Source organism: Pseudomonas kitaguniensis (genome assembly GCF_049199985.1).
In the GTDB taxonomy this organism is placed as follows: Bacteria; Pseudomonadota; Gammaproteobacteria; order Pseudomonadales; family Pseudomonadaceae; genus Aquipseudomonas; species Aquipseudomonas kitaguniensis.
The window spans coordinates 100,887-118,752 of record NZ_JBLZPT010000006.1 but is presented as its reverse complement, the minus strand read 5'-3'; the positions used below and the strand labels follow the sequence as shown (position 1 = coordinate 118,752).

Genomic DNA, 17,866 nt, shown 5'->3' with positions numbered 1-17,866 from the left:
GAATAACCTGGTTATCCCCACAAAAACCCCAAATAACGCTGAACCAAGCCCGCGCCGAATCGTCATCTACAGTGAAGCACGCGGTTACATAATTCCAACGTGACGGAGAAACACACTATGAGCACTGATGGTGCTTCGAGCCCAAGCCGCCTGCTGCCCAGGTTGCTAGGCGTCTTGCTGCTGATCATGGGCCTGGCCTTGCTGGCCGGCGGCGTCAAGCTGAGCATGCTCGGCGGGTCGCTGTACTACCTGCTGGCCGGTATCGGCATTGCCCTCACCGGCGTCCTGCTGCTGGCCAACCGCCGCGCAGCGCTGGGCCTGTACGCGCTGGTGCTGTTCGCCAGTACCGTGTGGGCATTGTGGGAAGTCGGCCTGGATTGGTGGCAGTTGGTGCCACGCCTGGCCCTGCTGTTCGCCTTGGGCATCGTCTTGCTGCTGCCGTGGTTTCGCCGTCCGTTGCTGCGTGGCCAACCCGCGCCGCTGGGCACTGGCGCGCTGAGCGTGGCCGTGGTGCTGGCCGGTGCTACCGCGCTTGCCAGCCAGTTCACCAACCCCGGTGAGATGGTCAAAACCGGCCAACTCGACCGCGACGCCGTGCCGGGCATGGCCAGCGCTGCGCCGACTCAGGCCGATGGCGACTGGAACTCGTATGGCCGCTCGGCCTTCGGTGATCGCTACTCGCCACTGGCGCAGATCACCCCGGCCAACGCGCACAAATTGGTGCCGGCTTGGACCTTCCGTACCGGCGACATCCCTGGTGCCGGCGACCCCGGTGAAACCACCGCAGAAAACACCCCGCTGAAAGTCAACGGCATGCTCTACGTGTGCACGCCGCACAGCCAGGTGATTGCACTCGACCCGGACACCGGCAAGGAAATCTGGCGTTTCGACCCGAAGATCAGCACCGAAGGTGCGCAGAACTTCAAGGGTTGGGCACACATGACCTGCCGTGGCGTGTCGTATCACGATGACGCCGCCTACGCGTCCGAGCAGAGCCCTACCGGCAGCGCCAGCCCGGCTGTTGCTCCGAATGCCTGCCCGAAACGCATCTTCGTGCCGACTGCCGACACCCGTTTGATCGCGCTGAACGCCGACACCGGCAAGATGTGCGAAGACTTCGGCGACAAAGGCCAGGTCGACCTGCGTGCCAACATCGGCAGCTTCGCCCCAGGCGGTTACTACTCCACGTCGCCCCCTGCGGTGACCAAAAACCTGGTGGTGATCGGCGGTCACGTGACCGATAACGTCTCCACCGACGAGCCTAGCGGCGTGATCCGCGCGTTCGACGTGCACACCGGCAAACTGGTGTGGAACTGGGACAGCGGCAACCCGGACGACACCACCCCGTTGGCCGAGGGCAAAACCTACACGCGTAACTCGCCGAACATGTGGTCCATGTTCAGCGTTGATGAAAAACTCGGCATGCTGTACCTGCCGATGGGCAACCAGATGCCCGACCAATACGGCGGCGACCGTACCGAAGACTCGGAAAAATACAGCGCCGGCCTGACTGCGCTGGACATCGATACCGGCCATGTGAAATGGACCTTCCAGTTCACTCACCATGACCTGTGGGACATGGACGTCGGCGGCCAGCCGTCGCTGATCGACATCAAAACCGCTGACGGCGTGAAGCAAGCGGTGATGGCGTCGACCAAGCAAGGCAGCATCTACGTGCTCGACCGCAGCACCGGTCAGCCGGTGGTGCCGATCAACGAAATCCCTGTACCGCAAGGTGCCGTGGCCGGTGATCACACCTCGCCAACGCAACCCAAGTCCGACCTGAACTTCATGCCGCCGCCGTTGAAAGAACGCGACATGTGGGGCGTCACGCCGTTCGACCAGATGCTGTGCCGGATCGACTTCAAATCCATGCGCTACGACGGCCCGTTCACGCCGCCATCGCTGCAAGGTTCGATTGTCTACCCAGGTAACTTCGGTGTGTTCGACTGGGGCGGCATTTCTGTTGACCCGGTACGCCAGATCGCCTTCGTGAACCCGAGCTACATGGCGTTCAAATCGAAGTTGATCCCGGCCGCCGAGATCGCCAAGCAAGGCCCGCGCGTCAGCGAAACAGAAGGCGTACAGCCGAACAAAGGCGCGCCATACGGCGTGATCCTCGAAGCACTGCTGTCGCCGCTGGGCCTGCCGTGCCAGGCACCGGCATGGGGTTATGTGGCAGCGGTCGACCTGACCAACCACCAAACCATCTGGATGCACAAAAACGGCACCGTGCGCGACAGCTCGCCGATTCCAGTGCCACTGACCATGGGCGTGCCTAGCCTGGGCGGTACGTTCACCACTGCCGGTGGCGTGGCGTTCTTAAGCGGCACCCTCGACCAGTACCTGCGTGCTTATGACGTGAAAAACGGCAAGCAACTGTGGGAAGGCCGCCTGCCTGCAGGCGCGCAAACCACACCGATGACCTACACCGGCAAGGACGGCAAGCAATACGTGCTGGTCATGGCCGGCGGTCACGGCTCGCTGGGTACCAAGCAAGGTGACTACGTGATGGCGTTCAAACTGCCGGATTAAGCAGCCTCGGCGGTACACAAAAGGCGGCTACCGTGACCAGGTAGCCGCCTTTTTTAATATGGGAAGGTGCTTGAGCTGCCAACTGTGGGAGCTGCCAACTGTGAGAGGGGGCTTGCTCCCGATGGCATCGACACGGTGTAACTGATGGTCCGAGGTGCCTGCATCGCGAGCAAGCCCGCTCCCACATTTTGACTGCAGTCTGCTTGGGGGGTTGAAAGTGGCATGGGGCAAGCCCCTGCCACCGCGCAGTGCTGCCAACTGTGGGAGGGGGCTTGCTCCCGATGGCATCCACGCGGTGTACCTGATGGTCCGAGGTGCCTGCATCGCGAGCAAGCCCGCTCCCACATTTTGAATGCAGTCTGCTTGGGGGATTGAAAGTGGGAGTTGGGCAAAGCCCCTGCCACCGCGCAGCGCCGCCAACTGTGGGAGGGGGCTTGCTCCCGATGGCATCGACGCGGTGTACCTGATGGTCCGAGGTGCCTGCATCGCGAGCAAGCCCGCTCCCACATTTTGACTGCAGTCTGCTTGGGGGGTTGAAAGTGGGAGGTGGGCAAGCCCCCTGCCACCGCGCAGTGCTGCCAACTGTGGGAGGGGGCTTGCTCCCGATGGCATCAACGCGGTGTAACTGATGGTCCGAGGTGCCTGCATCGCGAGCAAGCCCGCTCCCACATTTTTGAATGCAGTCTGCTTGGGGGGTTGAAAGTGGCATGTGGGCAAGCCCCCCGCCACCGCGCAGCGCCGCCAACTGTGGGAGGGGGCTTGCTCCCGATGGCATTGACGCGGTGTGACTGATGGTCCGAGGTGCCTGCATCGCGAGCAAGCCCGCTCCCACATTTTGAATGCAGTCTGCTCGGGGGATTGAAAGTGGGAGGTGGGCAAGTCCCCTGCCACCGCGCAGTGCCGCCAACTGTGGGAGGGGGCTTGCTCCCGATGGCATCGATGCGGTGTACCTGATGGTCCGTGGTGCCTGCATCGCGAGCAAGCCCGCTCCCACATTTTGAATGCAGTCTGCTTGGGGGATTGAAGCCACACTTGGATCAGTGTTCGATCACTTCACCGCGCAACAACGCCAGTCGCGCTATTAACCGATTCTGCACGGGCACTGCGATACCTTCGCTGTCCATGGCCTTGATCAAGTCCTCCACCAGCGCATTAAAATCACTGCGACTGACCTTCTGGCCCTTATGCACCTCAGCCATACCGTCTCCGGTATACGTACATGGCCCGCCCGCCTCTACACAGAACTTCTCGATCAACTTGTTACGCAAGCGCTGTATATCGACCCGGCGAAAGTGCTCAACAATGCGCCCATCGCGCGCGACGTTAAGCAGCATGCCTTCAACAATCCGGGTAATCCCGGGCATCGCCCCAAGGTCGCGGTACAAGCTGTCATCCTTGACCGGTTGCTGAGCGCATGCGCCGATCAACAGCATCATAAAAAACGCCAGAAAACGCATCAGAAACTCCCCTGCACCGACAAATACGTGCCGTTCTGGTTATCCAGCGTGGCGATCTCCCCAAGCCGCGCATAGGCCAATACAAACGACACATGCTTGTTGGGGAAGTACCCGACAAACACATCCGCCCAGTCACTTTCACCGGCAAACGACAGGTTGTCGGGCTTCTGGCGATATTCCACGCCCACCGCCCAGCGCGGGTTGAACAGCAGCGCCAGCGAGCCTTCCTTGAGCAGGCTGCGGCTGTCGCGGCGGTCACCGCCAAAACCGAGCAAACCGGTTTCATTCGCCCGGCTGTAACGCAGGCTGCCGTTGACCAACACGTTGTAGCCAAAGGCTGCGCCCATGAACAACCGGCTGGCGGCCAAATAGCCTTCGACGTCGCTGTCGCGTTTGGCGCCGACCAGGCTGGGTATCTCAAAATTGTTCTGGTGCTTGTACTCCAGGCCGAGGGAGACCTGCGGCAGACGGTCGTAAATCACATCGCCAAACAGCCGAACCTTGAGGCCCAGCACGTCTTGGCCGAGGTGGTCATCCGGCAAATTCAGCCGGTGCACCAAGGTGCCGAGGTCGAAGCGCTGACGCGCGAAAGACACCTCGACGCGGTTGTCATACGCCAGCGCCAGCCCGGCCACATCCAAGCGGTAGTCCGGCAGGTTGACCGTGGTGGCGAACGCCGTCGCGCCCCATTCGCCCTGTTCGCCGTAACCGGCCAACACGGCCCACGGCGTGATGCCGCCGCCCGCCGCGCCCTCAAGGCTGCTGGCGCCGCCGGTGGCAAGCAGACGGCCGTTGTCGGCCACTGCCGTTTGCAGGGTTAACGCGGTGAGGCAGCCTATCAATAGATAAAAACGCACCGTCATATCGCTCAATGAACCATGGAAGTGTGCACGCTGAGCGGCAGGGCCACCCAAGCTTCGAAGGCGTCGGCGGTCAATGGCCGACTGATCAGGTAACCCTGCGCCGTGTCGCACTGCCAACGCTCCAACAGGCGCAGGCTGTGGGCGTATTCGACGCCCTCGGCGACCACTTTAAGGCCCAGGTTGTGGCTCATCTCGATGGTGGAACGCACGATTACTGCGTCTTCACTGGTTTCATCGAGGTTGCGAACGAAGGATTGGTCGATCTTCAATTCCTGCACCGGCAGGCGCTTGAGGTGCGCCAGCGACGAATAGCCCGTGCCGAAATCGTCCACCGACAGGCCGATACCGCAGTCGCGCAGCAGGTGCAGCACGTGCAGGGCTTTTTCCGGCTCACGCATGACCGCGCTTTCGGTGATCTCGAACAACAGTTGTTCGGCGGGCAGGTTATAGCGGCGCAGCAGCGCCGAGACGCGATGGGCCAACTCGTCGCCGAGCAAATCGTCGGCCGAGATGTTCAGCGACAGTTGCAGGTACAACCCGCGCCGGTTCCAGTCGCACAACTGGCGAATGCCCTCCTCGATCACCCAGTGGGTCAGCAACCGAATGCTGCCCGAGCGCTCGGCCAACGGGATAAATTCTGCCGGCGAGACCATGCCGAACTGCGGGTGCTGCCAGCGCAACAAGGCTTCGGCCTGGCGCACATGGCCCTGGCGAATGTCCAGCTTGGGCTGGTAATGCAGCAGCAATTGGCCTTGGCTCGGCGCGTGGCGCAAATCGCGAATCAAGGTGACCTGACGGCGGTGTGCGAGGTCGCTGCCGTGTTCGTAAACCTGCAAGCGGCCAGGCATTTGTGCGGCGTCTTTCATCGCAATCGCCGCGCGCTCCAGCAAGGTCTGGGGGCTTTCGCCATCGGCCGGGTACGCGGCGATGCCCAAGCGGCAATCCAGCGCCAGGTCATGGCCGTTGATGCGTTGGGGGCGCAGCAGCAACTGTTGAAGTTTGTCGGCCAGGCCCACGGCTTCCTGGCTGCCCGCACCTTCAAGCAGCAACAGGAATTCGTCGGCAATCAAATGCGCCAGGGTATCGCCAGGGCGTAACGCGGCCTGCAGGCGGCGGCTGACCTCCAGCAGCACGTGGTCGACAGCGTCCGGCCCGACGGTTTCGCTGGCGATGCGCAGGTTATCAATGCCCAGGTAAATCAGCGCCATCGGCCGCTGGGTGGAAATCGCACTGCCGAGGCGCTCCATCGCCAGCGCGCGGTTGGGCAAACCGGTGAGGCGATCATGCAGCGCGTTGTGCGCCAGTTGTTGTTCGCGCTCGGCAATGCCGTTTTGCATCAAATTGAGCGTATGCGCCAACCGCCCGAGTTCGTCACTGCGGTCCAGCGCCACGGGCGTCTGGTAATCACCCTGGCCAATGCGCTCGGCCGCCAGGGCCAGCGCCTGCACCGGTCGCGACACGCCACGCGCCAGGAGCAAGGCGCCGGTCAGCGAGGCCATCAGCGCGATCAAGGCAATCACCAGAATCTTTTCATCGAGCGGCACAAAAGCCTGCAGCGCCATGTCCAGCGGGCTTTGCAGCAACGCGAGTACCTGGCCGTCGTCGTCGCTGGCCAACACCAGCGTCTGGCTGAGAAAACTGTGTTCCATGTGTTCGGTGGTGGACACCCCATTGCGCGTGGCAGTGCCCAACATCAGGCTGACGATGCTGTCGCGCAATACCTGCGGCTGAGTGCTGACCAACTCGCCGGGTTGTTGGCGATCAATGGTCAGGAATGACACCTCCAGATTGCTCAGCGAGCGCAGCTCATCGGCAAACGCGCTGTCCATGCTGAAGCCCATCACCACCCGGGCAATCGGCAACGGCGCCAGCACCGGTGCTTCCACCAACAGGTGCGGCTTGCCTTGCAGCGGCACCATCAGCGTGGTTTGGCGGTTGCGTCGGGCCTCACGCAGCGCCATGTCGTAGCGAAAGGTCGAGCCTTCCGGCACGTCGGCCAGGGTGCTGGCGAGGACTGTGCCGTCCATGCCGAGCAAAATCATGTCGCTGGCGTTGATGCGTTTGCCATGGTTGAGCAGCACCGAGCGCATCGTCGCCGAATCACCGCTGGCCACCGCATCGCGAAAACCGAAGTCCGCCGCCAGCAGTTGCACACCGTCGGCCAGCCGCCGACTGCGCACGTCCAGCAAGCGTTCGAACACCCGCGACCCCACCTCCAACTGCATCATGGCCTGGCCGCGCACGGCGGAACTGGTCGCGGCTTTTACGCTGAAATACAGCGCACCGATCACCACCAGCAATAGCAGGATCAGCACACTGGCGACGCGCGCCTGGAAACTACTGCGCAGTTTCACGGGCAGCTCGATTGAAGGCGTCGCCAAAAGGCGTCGGCGCAGGTGTTGGCGGCACGTCCGCCGAGGCAGGCTCCAGGCTCAAGACGACGTTGTGGCTGAGGCCGGTGGCAGGAATGCGCAAGGTGCCGCCATCCAGCGGTTGCATGTCCGCCAATTGCGGGTGCCACAGGGTGACGTGGTATTCACCGACCGGCAGTTGCTCCAGGCGCACCCGGCCCTGAGCATCGCTGACGCCGAAACGTGGGTCGTCGGTGACGTAAATATAGCCAAGCATCCAGTCATGAATATTGCAGCCGAGCACCACCACACCGGGTTTATCGAACAGCAGTGGCGCAGCCGGCGTGCCTTCGTACAGGCGCAGCTCAAAGCGTTTGGCGGCAGAGAAGGAATAGACCTGATGGCGGATGTTGTCGCTGTTGGGAAAGCGCACTTGCGTGCCAGTGTGCACCGCCAGCACATGGGGCGCGAATTGCTGGCCGCGCTGGTCCATGTCGGCTTTGAGGGTGCCCGCGGGTGCACCGATAGGCCCTTGCAGTGTCACCACCGCATCACCGACCGAGGTGCCATCCGCTTGATGCACCGTCACCTCAAGCGTCGCCGCAGCGGCCAATGCGTGGGCCGAGAGCAAGAGGATGACTAGGGATAACTGCTGAAATAACCTGGCCATTCGGGGTCCACGTGAAAGAAAAAAAGTGGCGGCCAGCCTTGGCATAAAAACGCTGCAACAGGCGTTAGGGTTTAGATGATGCCGCAAACAAGGCAAATAGCCACTATTGAATGTATGACAAGCGCTAACCGCTGGTCGGTAAAACCTGTGCAACGGGACAAGCTCTGTAGAAGTTATCGACCACAGCCGAAAAAGCTGTAGCCCACCGATAAGCCAGCCCAAGCCTTCATTTTCAGAAAAATCGAATGCTGGAAGATTAGCCGGGAGTTGGGATAAGTACACCCAGCCAAACGGGGAATTTGGCCAGCAGGATCGCTCCCACGCGCTGCGTGGGAGCGATCAATACGCTCTCGGCTAAGTGCCCAAGCGGGCGCGCATGAAATCGCCCCATCGGCGCACCAGGTAATTGTGCTCATCCATCACTGAGTTCCACACGGCGATGTGCCCCATGCGTTGCTCATACGAGCCGCCATCGCGCACCTCGCCGACATCGATCAGCGGCAAGCCGTCACTGCCCAACAATTGCTCCCGGGCAGGCAAACCGGCATACCAGTAATCCCACTCGGCACGGCTCAAGTGATCGCGCGTGCGCGCCGGGTTGCCGATGTAATAGCCTTGGCGCGCCATCACCGCCCCCGGCCAACCCGACAGCCACCAATTCAAATAGGCATAGGCCGCATCCAACACCGCGCCCTGCGCATGCCGCGACAGCGACAGGCCACCAAACCAGGCGCGATAGCCCTCACGCGGCACCGCCAGCCGATACTTGACCCCGGCGCGGTGCAAGCGCATCAATGTCGGCGACCATAAGCTCTGAATATCAATGCTGGGGCTTAACATCAACTGCGCCGCCTCTTCGTCGTCCGACCAGAACGCCGCAAAATGCCCCTCCTTCTGCTTGCGCACCAGAATGTCAGCCAGCACATCGATCTCTTCGATGCTCATATTGCCGATGTCCTTGAACTGCGCCAGCCCCGCGCCCTGCACCGCCAGCGCGGCGTCCAGCGCGCCAATCGCGGCGTCACTTTGCAACGCCGTCCGCGCGCTCCAGGCCGGGTCGAGCAGCCAGCCCCAGCTTTCGTTGCCGTGGCTGAAGCCTTCGGGCAAACGCTCGGGGCGGTAGGCAAAACTGTCGGCGTTGTGCGTCAGCGGCAACATGCTGATGCGCTCGGTCACGGTGCTGCCGAGGCTGCCATCGTGCTGCACAAACAGGCGCTCACTGGGCACGCTGCCACTGCCGAGGCGGTCGTTGGCCGACAAGCGACCGCGCTTGGGCAGGTCGTTGATCTCGTGCCACAGCGCGATGCGCCGCGTGTCGATGGGCTGGATCGCCCGCGCCGGCCACACGAAGTCGACGTTGTGAAACCACTGGTCGTACAGGTCATAGCTGTCGGGCTGCATCACCGCAATGCGCTGGGCCTGTTCAACATCGTGCACCTGATACACCAGGCGAATGCCCAGCTCTTGCTCGGCGCGCACGCGCAGGCATTCCAGCAAGGTCACGGACGTGCCGAGCACGCGAAGTGTGATCATGCGGCAAAACGCCGGGAGAACACCTCAAACGAGCGCCGTACCAGCGCCGGGTCGAGGCCACGCAGAATAAATACCAGGCGCGATTGCCGGTCGGTGCCTGGCCACGCAGGCAAATGCACCGGGGCATGCAGGCAGTGCTGCACGCCATGAATGACGATAGGGGCCGAGCTTGCGTTCACGTTGAGCAGTCCTTTGACGCGAAGGATTCGTTCGCCGTGGCATCTTAACAGCATCGACAACCACACCCCGAAGCCCACCCAGTCCAGCGGCTGGTCGAAGGTCAGGCAGCACACTTGCGCGGTGCCGTGAGTCGCGGTGGTGGTTTGGTGCAATTGCCAGCGGCTGACTTCGGCAGCGGGTTCGGCGCTGCGCAGGCCTTCGCCGAGCAGCAGTTGATCGCCGCTGTGAACCTCATCGGTGTTGAGGATCGGTGTGCCCGCGTTCAGCGCCTGCAAGTGCGTGCGCAGCGCCGTGCAGTCGCCGACCACGTCGGTCTTGCTGAGCAGCAACCGATCCGCCGCCGCCACCTGGGCCAGCCATTCCGGGTGCAGGCGTTCTTGCAGGGCGGCATGGCTGGCGTCGACCAGGGTGATCACCAGGCCAATATGGAAACGCCCGCGCAGTTGCACGTCATTGTTCAATGTGGCGAGGATCGGTGCCGGGTCGGCGAGCCCGGTGGTCTCCAGGATGACCCGTTTGAAGGCCGGGATTTCGCCGCGTTCACGCCGTTGCAACAGGTTCAGCAGGGCGTCTTTCAGCTCACCGCGAATCGAGCAGCAGACGCAGCCGCTGGGCAGCAGCACGGTGTCTGGCGCAACCTCTTCAACCAACAGATGATCGATGCCGACGTCGCCGAACTCGTTGATCAGCAAGGCGGTGTCACCGAGGCTCTCGCCGTGTAACAGGCGCTTGAGCAACGTGGTTTTGCCGCTGCCGAGAAAGCCGGTAATGACGTTGAGGGCGATGCTCATACAGACTCCATCATGTAGTCGAGCAGGTTGGGGTCGAGTGGGTCGATGGGGCGGCCGAGCATGCTTTCTGCCGCTTGCCAGAGTTGATCCAGGCCGCTCGCCAGCGCTTGCTTGCCGGTGGCGCCCAACAGCAGATACGACGCGCCCTGGAAGTCTTCGACCTTGAGCCGGAACACCGCCAATACCTGGTTGATCGCGGCGATGCGGCGCTGGCGCTCGCGGCGTCTGGGCAATTCATCGCCCAAGGGGTCGCTCCAGTGCAGGTCTTCACCGAGCAACCCGCAGAGTCCGCACATGGCTACACCTCACTCATGGCATGACATCGCCGGAATTAGGGCCCAGGGTCTGGCCGACGAACAGGTTGCCGCCCGGCTCACTCGCGAGCAGCACGGCGGTAGGCGCGACTTCGTCTGCCAGGCCAAAGCGGCCCAGCGGCAACTCGGCGGCCTTGGCGCGTTTCCAGGTATCGCTGATGCCGCCCACCAACGGCGTTTCAATAGGGCCAGGCGCGATGGCGTTGACCAGCACGTTGTCCTTGGCCACTTCCAGCGCCAGCGATTTGGTGAAGCCAATCACTCCGGCCTTGGCCGCGGCGTAATGGGTCAGCTCGGCGCCGCCCTTGATGCCCAGTTGCGAGGCCACATTGATGATGCGCCCCCAGCGCTGCGCCAGCATGTGCGGCAACGCGCGCTGGCTGGCGACGAACACGCTGGTGAGGTCGACGCGCAGCATGTCGTTCCACATCTCGACAGTGAGGTCGACGCAACGCGCCTGGGTGAGCATACCGGCGTTGTTGACCAGAATATCGATGCCGCCGAAGTGTTCGACGCAGCGGTCGACACTGGCCTGGGCGCCCTCAACGGTGCCCACGTCGGCCAGGCATTCGACCACCTCGGCGCCGAGGTTGCGGCAGGTGATAGCGGTTTCGGCAAGGCTTGCCGCATTGCGATCGGCCAACAGCAAGCGCGCGCCTTCGGCCGCATAAGCCCGGGCGATGGCGGCGCCAATGCCACTGCCTGCGCCGGTAATAACCGCACGACGGTTAATCAACTGATCCATACAAAACTCCTGAAAAACCAAATTCCACTGTGGGAGGGGGCTTGCTCCCGATGGCGGTGGGCCAGATAAAGCACTGTGACTGACACACCACCATCGGGAGCAAACCCCCTCCCACATTTAACCCTCATATTTAACCCTCACCGGCGCACGGTAATACGCTGCAGATGGTGAGTGGCCCATACAAAAACATCTGAAAAAAACACATTCCACTGTGGGAGGGGGCTTGCTCCCGATAGCGGTGGGCCAGATAAAACACTGTGACTGACACACCGCCATCGGGAGCAAGCCCCCTCCCACATTTAACCCTCATATTTAACCCTCACCGGCGCACGGTAATATGCTGCTGCGGATGAGTGGCCCATACAAAAACACCTGAAAAAAACACATTCCACTGTGGGAGGGGGCTTGCTCCCGATGGCGGTGGGCCAGACAAAGCAACTGTGACTGACACACCACCCTCTAGAGCAACCCCTCCCACAGTTCAGTCGGGCCAGCGTACGGTGAGGCCGCCGTCGATGACGATGCTTTGCCCCGTCAGGTAGCTTGACGCCTCACTGGTCAAAAACTGCACCAGCGACGCTACTTCATCCGCTCGCCCTACTCGCCCCAGCGGAATGGCGCGCGCCGCTTTGGCTAACCCTTCAGGCCCGAGCGAATTCTTTGCATCCAGCGACTGCGGCGTCTCGATCAACCCCGGGATCACCGCATTGCAGCGAATGCCCAACGGCGCCAACTCCACCGCCAACGAGCGGCACAAGCCCGGCACGCCAGCCTTGGCCGCCGCGTAATGACTGTGCTCCTGCCAGCCATACACGCCGCCGGCTATCGACGAAATCGCGACCAGCGCGCCGCCTTCGCGCATATGCCGGGTGGCCGCGCGGAAGGTGCGCATCACCCCCGTCAGGTCGACATTGAGCATCTCGTTCCACAGCGCATCGGTCATCTCCAGCAACGGCGCGCGGCGCAACAACCCCGCGTTGGCCACCGCGTAATCGAGGCGCCCGAAATGCTCCACGGCATGCGCCGCAAGCGCGTCTACCGAAGCGGTGTCACCCACGTCCAGCGCCAGCATCAGGCACTCACCGCCCGCGGCTTCAACCAAATCGAGCGTGGTTTTCGGGTCATGCGGATCGGCCGGGTAATACCCGCCCACCACCTGCACACCCGCGCGCGCATAGGCCACGGCGAGGGCTTGGCCGATGCCGCTGGCGGCACCGGTAATCAGGGCTGTTTTGCGCGTCATCACACTCTCCTTACTGAACGGTTTCCGGGCGCACGTGGCGCGCGGCAAACATCAGGGCACCGGACAAGAAGCACGGCAGCGCGCCGAACCACAGCGCGGCGGTTTGCCAGTCACTGCCGGCGGCCAACACTTGGGTGGCGCCAAAGCCTGCGACCACTGCACCAATCGGGCCCATCGCATGAATAATCGCGCCACCGGTGGCGCGGATGCTGGTCGGGAAACTCTCGCTGATAAAAAACAGCGCGGCCGAGTAAGGCCCGATCAGGAAGAACAGGCCCAAGCTGTACAGCCCGACCACCATCGGCATATTGCTTGGGCCAAACAGCATCCCGGCAAACGACAGGCCGCCGAGCATCCAACCCAGGCCAATCACGTTGCGACGGCCGATTTTGTCGCCCATCCAACCGTGAGTCAGGTAACCGCAGTAACCCACCAGGTTCGACAGCACGAGGATAATCAGCGAGTTCTCGAACGAGATGTGGTGCACGCTGACAATCACCGACGTACCGAGCACGCTGAACACCTGGATCGCCGCCCAGTTGAGCAGCAGCGCGGCGCCAATCACCAACGTGGCGCGACGCGCCGGGCCACGGAACGCGGCTTTCAGGCCCGCCTTACTGTGTTCGTCGTAGTCCACGCCATAGGTCATGGCGACGTTTTGCGCTTCGCTCACCGCGCCGCTTTTACGCAGTTGGCTGATGCGCTGGTGAATCTGAAATTGCGGGCTTTCCTTAAGCTTGCGCGCCATCACCGCAATCACAATCGCCGGGATCGCGGCGAAAATGAAACAGCCCTGCCAGCCAATGACCGGCAGCAACAGCGCGGTCAAACCCGCCGCAATCAGCGCCCCCACCGGCCAGCCGCCTTGCACCAGGCTGTAGATAAACCCGCGACGCTTGGCCAGTTTCGGGTCTTGCGAGGCGGCGTACAGCTCACTCAAATACGTGGCGTTGACGGTTTCTTCGGCATACCCCAAGCCGCCCAACGAACGGATCAGAATCAATGACGACTTGCCCCACGCCCCACCAATTGCGGTCAGCGCCGAGCAAAGCGCCGAACCTGCGACGGTAAAAATAATCCCTTTGCGCCGCCCCAATTTATCCACGATAGGCCCGATGCCCAGCGCAACCACCGCCGTGCCCAGCGCCACCCATGTCGCGATTTCAGCTTGCTCCACTTCGCCCCAGCCAAAATGCCGGCCGATCTCCGGCAACAAGGTGCCAAACAGAATGAAGTCGTACACCGCAAACACCCAGGCGAAAAACGCGATCCAGGTGGCGAAGCGCACTTCCTGGGACGTCAGTTGCCGGGGTTTCCAGCCAGTCAGGTCAAGCTTGTTATAGATGGACATAAATCGCGCCTCAAGGGTGGGAGCAAAGGGTCAGGTACGCGGTTGGCGGCGGATGAAGTCGTCGGCGATTTCGTCGAAGGTGACAAAACGCACGCCGGCATGGCTCTGGATGTGTTCGATCAGGCGCTCAAGCATCAGCAGCACTTGTGGGCGACCGGACACGTCGGGGTGAATGGTCATGGTGAACACCGCGTGCTCATGCTCGCGGTACACCCAGTCGAACTGGTCGCGCCACATTTCTTCAAGGTGGCGCGGGTTGACGAAGCCGTGGCTGTTGGGCGCCTTTTTGATAAACATCATCGGTGGCAGGTCGTCGAGGTACCAGTTGGCGGGGATCTCGACCAAATCGGTTTCTTCACCGCGCACCAGCGGTTTCATCCAGGTGTCGGGGTGCTGGCTGTAATCGATCTTGGTCCAGCTATCGCCCTTGCGCACGTAGTACGGGTGGAAGTCGTTGTGCATCAGGCTGTGGTCGTACTTGATGCCTTTTTTCAGCAACAGCTCGTTGGTGACTTTGCTGAATTCCCACCACGGCGCGACGTAGCCGGTGGGGCGTTTGCCGGTGACGTGGGTGATCAGTTCGATGGCCTTGTCGAGGACGATTTCTTCCTGCTCGGCCGTCATCGCGATAGGGTTTTCGTGGCTGTAGCCGTGCACACCGATTTCGTGGCCGGCGTCGGCCACCGCTTTCATTTGCTCGGGGAAGGTTTCCATCGAGTGGCCGGGGATAAACCAGGTGGTGCGCAGGCCGTAGCGTTCAAACAATTTGAGCAGGCGCGGTGCGCCGATTTCACCGGCGAACAGGCCGCGGGAAATGTCGTCGGGCGAATCTTCGCCGCCGTAAGAGCCGAGCCAACCGGCGACGGCATCAACGTCGACGCCAAATGCACAGAGAATGTCTTTAGCCATGGTGTGTCTCCTTAAATAATCATTGCGGATTCGACCGACAACGCAGCGCGCAACAGGCGTGCGTCTTCCCCGGCCGGGGCGCTGAGCAGCAGCCCGGTCGGCAGGCCTTGGGCATCGCGACCGCTGGGCAAGCTGACGCCCGGCATGTCGAGCAAACTGCCGGGCATGGTCAGGCGCAGGGTGGCGAGGTTGGTGTTGACGAACAACGCATCGTCGGCCTCCAGCGGCGCCAACGGCGGGGCTACATGCGCGACGGTTGGGGTGATCAGAAGGGCGCCGTCGAGCTCGTCGATCAGTTGTTGTTGCAGGCGGCGGCGCGCCGTCGTCAGGTAAATAAGCTGGCTGGCCGGCAGTGCGCGCGCCGCTTCAAGGCGGCGGCGTACGCGCGGGTCAAGTTGTTGCGCGTCAGTGCTGTCGAGCAACGCTTGATGCAGCGCAAACGCTTCGAATGAGCCGAGCCAGCCGTGGTCTTTGATCAGGTCCAGAGTGGCCTGGAACGTCGCCGATGGGCGCACCTCGACCAGCGCACCGGCGGCCTTGAGTTGGTCCACCGCACGCAACAGGTTATTGCGCACGCCCGGTTCAATGGCTTCCAGCGCACCTTGCTCCAGCACCAGGCGCTGGCCCTTGAGGCTACGCGGGAGGTGGCGCTGGCTGCGGCCGTGAAGCAAGTCGTCGATGGCCAGCGCATCGCGCACGCTGCGGGTCAACGGGCCGAGGCTGTCGAGGGTGTGCGCCAGCGGGAACACGCCGTCGCGGCTGTAGCGTCGGCTGCTGGCGCGGTAACCCACCAGGCCGTTGAGGGCAGCGGGAATGCGGATCGAACCGGCGGTGTCGGTGCCCATGGCGATGGGCACGATCCCGGCGGCAACGGCCACCGCAGAGCCTGCAGACGAACCGCCGGGAATACGCGGTTGGTCATGCCCGTGGGGGTTGTGCGGCGTACCAAAATGCGGGTTCAAGCCAAGGCCCGAGTACGCCAGTTCACTGAGGTTGGTCTTGCCCATGCTGACCATTCCGGCGCGGCACAACAGGCCCACGCACGGCGCATCGAGCAAGGCGGCGGGCGCATTGCGGCGGTAAGCGGCGCCGGCGGTGGTGATGCTGCCTGCCACGTCGAACAGGTCTTTCCAGGCCAGTGGCACGCCATCGAACACACTCAGGGGTTGGCCTGCGCGCCAACGTGCGCTGGCGGCTTGCGCCTCGCGCAGGGCGCGCTCGGCGCTCAGCGAGATAAACACGCCTGGCGCCTGGCTCGCTTGGCTCAGGGCCTGTTCGAGGACCTGCACCGGGTCGCTGCGACCACTGGCGAACGCTTCGGCCATTGAAGTGGCGTCTGGCATCAAGAAAACCCTCTAAAACGTACATATTAATAAAATGTACGTTTTACAAAGGCAGCTTTCGTGCCAGTCTCTGTTGACGATTTTTTGCGCGAACCGCCTTTATCGCTTGGAGCTGCGGGATAGAGGGCATGGCAGGCAGCAAAAAAACCTGGCGACGGCGCGTGGCCAAGCCTGACATGAAATAATGTATCTTTTATTAATAAGTACATTTTGGTGCAAAAAGTAACACTGCGACTTTCAAGGCCCCAAAAAAGTGCCCCCTTCGTGGCGCAGAGTGACAGGCGCAACTATGAGAGAATCCCCGGCCAACTTCCTGAAGGCTTCAAAGAACGCGATGAAAGCAGTGTCCGCCTCGGCCTCCCGTTACGCGATGATTCACCAGCTATTGCGTGATGCGATCGTCAACGGCACCGCCCGCCACGGTTTGGTGTTGCTTGAGGCGCCGCTCGCCGAACTGTTCGGCACCAGCCGCGTGCCGGTGCGCAAGGCGCTGGACCTGCTGCATGCCGAAGGGTTGATCTGCCGCTTCAACGGTCGCGGCTACCTGATCAACCCTGAAGGCCTGGCAATGGAGCCGTTGCGCCTGCCCGTGAGCCCTGCGCACCTGGGCCTGAATGGCGACGACGAGTTGGTCGACACGCGGCCACTGGGCGAGCGCATCGTCGAGGAAATCGGCGCGGCGCTGTCCACCTGCATCGCGTTCGGCCACTACCGGCTGGATGAGCAAGCCGCCGCCGACCACTACGGCGTCAGCCGCGCGGTAGTACGCGAAGCGCTGATGCGCCTGCGCGACCGTGGCCTGGTCGAAAAAGAGCCCTACTCGCAATGGCTGGCCGGGCCACTGACCGCGCGCGAAGTGACCGAAGACTACGAACTGCGCGCCTGCCTGGAGCCCGAAGCCCTGCGCCAGAGCGCGCCGCACCTCGACCGCGAGGTGCTCGAAGCCATGTTGCAACGCGTGCTGGACGCCCAGGACAGCCCCCACTGCAGCCTGGAGACCCTCGAACGAATCGAAGAGGACTTGCACCAGCATTGCCTGGCGGGCCTGCAAAACCGCAAGATCGCTACGCTGATTCGCCAGGGCCAGAGCCCGATGATCATCAGCCGGATTTTTTACCGTTTGCTGGGGATCGGCGCTGATCCGGCCATGCTTGCCGAACATCGCTTGATCCTGGAGCTGTTATTGCACGGCGCGTTCGATGCTGCTGCGCTGAATTTGCGCGAGCATTTGCAGCGAGCACGGCAGCGGATGTTGCAGCGGCTGAAAGTGCTGTCGGTGTTACCCGAGCAGCCACTGCCTGGGTACCTGCACAAGATCAGTTGATGCCGCCAGCTGTGGGAGATTCTATGGCTGAAAAAGCGGGACGCAGAGCGTCCGGAGCGGCATTACCACGCAGAGCGTGGGAACGATCATCTAAGCCGACCCAATCTCCCAAGCAGAATGCATTCAAACTGTGGGAGGGGGCTTGCTCCCGATGGCGGCGGGTCAGTCAACTCATGTATCAACTGTAAAACTGCTATCGGGAGCAAGCCCCCTCCCACAAAAAGCAAAAAAAGCAGATCTGCCGTGATGCAAAACCC

At 62.3% G+C, this 17,866-nt stretch carries 14 protein-coding genes; 2 read left to right on the top strand and 12 right to left on the bottom strand.

Going from position 1 to position 17,866, the window contains the following annotated elements:
• Positions 1 to 117 precede the first annotated feature (117 nt).
• Positions 118 to 2,535 (top strand): glucose/quinate/shikimate family membrane-bound PQQ-dependent dehydrogenase, encoded by a 2,418-nt coding sequence (locus ACOZK9_RS10780; protein WP_058412982.1) that lies wholly within the window; start codon positions 118 to 120, stop codon positions 2,533 to 2,535.
• Positions 2,536 to 3,572: 1,037 nt separating this feature from the next.
• Here the strand turns inward: ACOZK9_RS10780 and ACOZK9_RS10775 are convergent.
• The 12 genes from ACOZK9_RS10775 to ACOZK9_RS10720 all read right to left on the bottom strand — a co-directional run bounded on the left by ACOZK9_RS10775 (position 3,573) and on the right by ACOZK9_RS10720 (position 16,285).
• Positions 3,573 to 3,992, bottom strand: a complete 420-nt coding sequence (locus tag ACOZK9_RS10775) for a group I truncated hemoglobin (protein WP_058412983.1) — start codon at positions 3,990 to 3,992, stop codon at positions 3,573 to 3,575.
• Complete coding sequence (locus ACOZK9_RS10770; protein ID WP_421555813.1) at positions 3,992 to 4,855, bottom strand: DUF3034 family protein; 864 nt, start codon at positions 4,853 to 4,855, stop codon at positions 3,992 to 3,994. The genes ACOZK9_RS10775 and ACOZK9_RS10770 overlap by 1 nt, the downstream gene beginning before the upstream one ends.
• Positions 4,856 to 4,860: 5 nt before the next feature.
• On the bottom strand, positions 4,861 to 7,209 hold the full coding sequence (locus ACOZK9_RS10765; protein ID WP_421555812.1) for a putative bifunctional diguanylate cyclase/phosphodiesterase: 2,349 nt from the start codon (positions 7,207 to 7,209) through the stop codon (positions 4,861 to 4,863).
• Positions 7,193 to 7,876: a methylamine utilization protein gene (locus ACOZK9_RS10760; protein WP_421555811.1), complete on the bottom strand. Its 684-nt coding sequence runs from the start codon at positions 7,874 to 7,876 to the stop codon at positions 7,193 to 7,195. The genes ACOZK9_RS10765 and ACOZK9_RS10760 overlap by 17 nt, the downstream gene beginning before the upstream one ends.
• Before the next feature lie 354 nt (positions 7,877 to 8,230).
• Positions 8,231 to 9,409: an ABC transporter substrate-binding protein gene (locus ACOZK9_RS10755; RefSeq protein ID WP_421555810.1), complete on the bottom strand. Its 1,179-nt coding sequence runs from the start codon at positions 9,407 to 9,409 to the stop codon at positions 8,231 to 8,233.
• Entirely contained in the window at positions 9,406 to 10,380 is a 975-nt protein-coding gene (locus ACOZK9_RS10750) for a CobW family GTP-binding protein (protein ID WP_421555809.1), read from the bottom strand. The genes ACOZK9_RS10755 and ACOZK9_RS10750 overlap by 4 nt, the downstream gene beginning before the upstream one ends.
• Positions 10,377 to 10,676 (bottom strand): hypothetical protein, encoded by a 300-nt coding sequence (locus ACOZK9_RS10745; protein ID WP_421555808.1) that lies wholly within the window; start codon positions 10,674 to 10,676, stop codon positions 10,377 to 10,379. Before ACOZK9_RS10745 ends, ACOZK9_RS10750 begins: the two co-directional genes overlap by 4 nt.
• A gap of 13 nt (positions 10,677 to 10,689) precedes the next feature.
• On the bottom strand, positions 10,690 to 11,439 hold the full coding sequence (locus tag ACOZK9_RS10740) for an SDR family NAD(P)-dependent oxidoreductase (RefSeq protein WP_058412990.1): 750 nt from the start codon (positions 11,437 to 11,439) through the stop codon (positions 10,690 to 10,692).
• A gap of 481 nt (positions 11,440 to 11,920) precedes the next feature.
• The gene (locus ACOZK9_RS10735) at positions 11,921 to 12,682 is read right to left on the bottom strand and encodes an SDR family NAD(P)-dependent oxidoreductase (RefSeq protein WP_122252072.1); all 762 of its coding nucleotides are present in this window, start codon (positions 12,680 to 12,682) and stop codon (positions 11,921 to 11,923) included.
• A 10-nt stretch (positions 12,683 to 12,692) separates the two neighbouring features.
• The gene (locus ACOZK9_RS10730) at positions 12,693 to 14,033 is read right to left on the bottom strand and encodes an MFS transporter (RefSeq protein ID WP_058414024.1); all 1,341 of its coding nucleotides are present in this window, start codon (positions 14,031 to 14,033) and stop codon (positions 12,693 to 12,695) included.
• Between the two features lie 30 nt (positions 14,034 to 14,063).
• Complete coding sequence (locus ACOZK9_RS10725) at positions 14,064 to 14,942, bottom strand: polysaccharide deacetylase family protein (protein WP_099237173.1); 879 nt, start codon at positions 14,940 to 14,942, stop codon at positions 14,064 to 14,066.
• 11 nt (positions 14,943 to 14,953) lie between these two features.
• Positions 14,954 to 16,285 (bottom strand): amidase, encoded by a 1,332-nt coding sequence (locus ACOZK9_RS10720; RefSeq protein WP_421555807.1) that lies wholly within the window; start codon positions 16,283 to 16,285, stop codon positions 14,954 to 14,956.
• A gap of 334 nt (positions 16,286 to 16,619) precedes the next feature.
• Between ACOZK9_RS10720 and ACOZK9_RS10715 the strand changes: the two genes are divergently transcribed.
• The gene (locus ACOZK9_RS10715) at positions 16,620 to 17,609 is read left to right on the top strand and encodes a GntR family transcriptional regulator (protein ID WP_421555865.1); all 990 of its coding nucleotides are present in this window, start codon (positions 16,620 to 16,622) and stop codon (positions 17,607 to 17,609) included.
• The last annotated feature ends 257 nt before the right edge of the window (positions 17,610 to 17,866 follow it).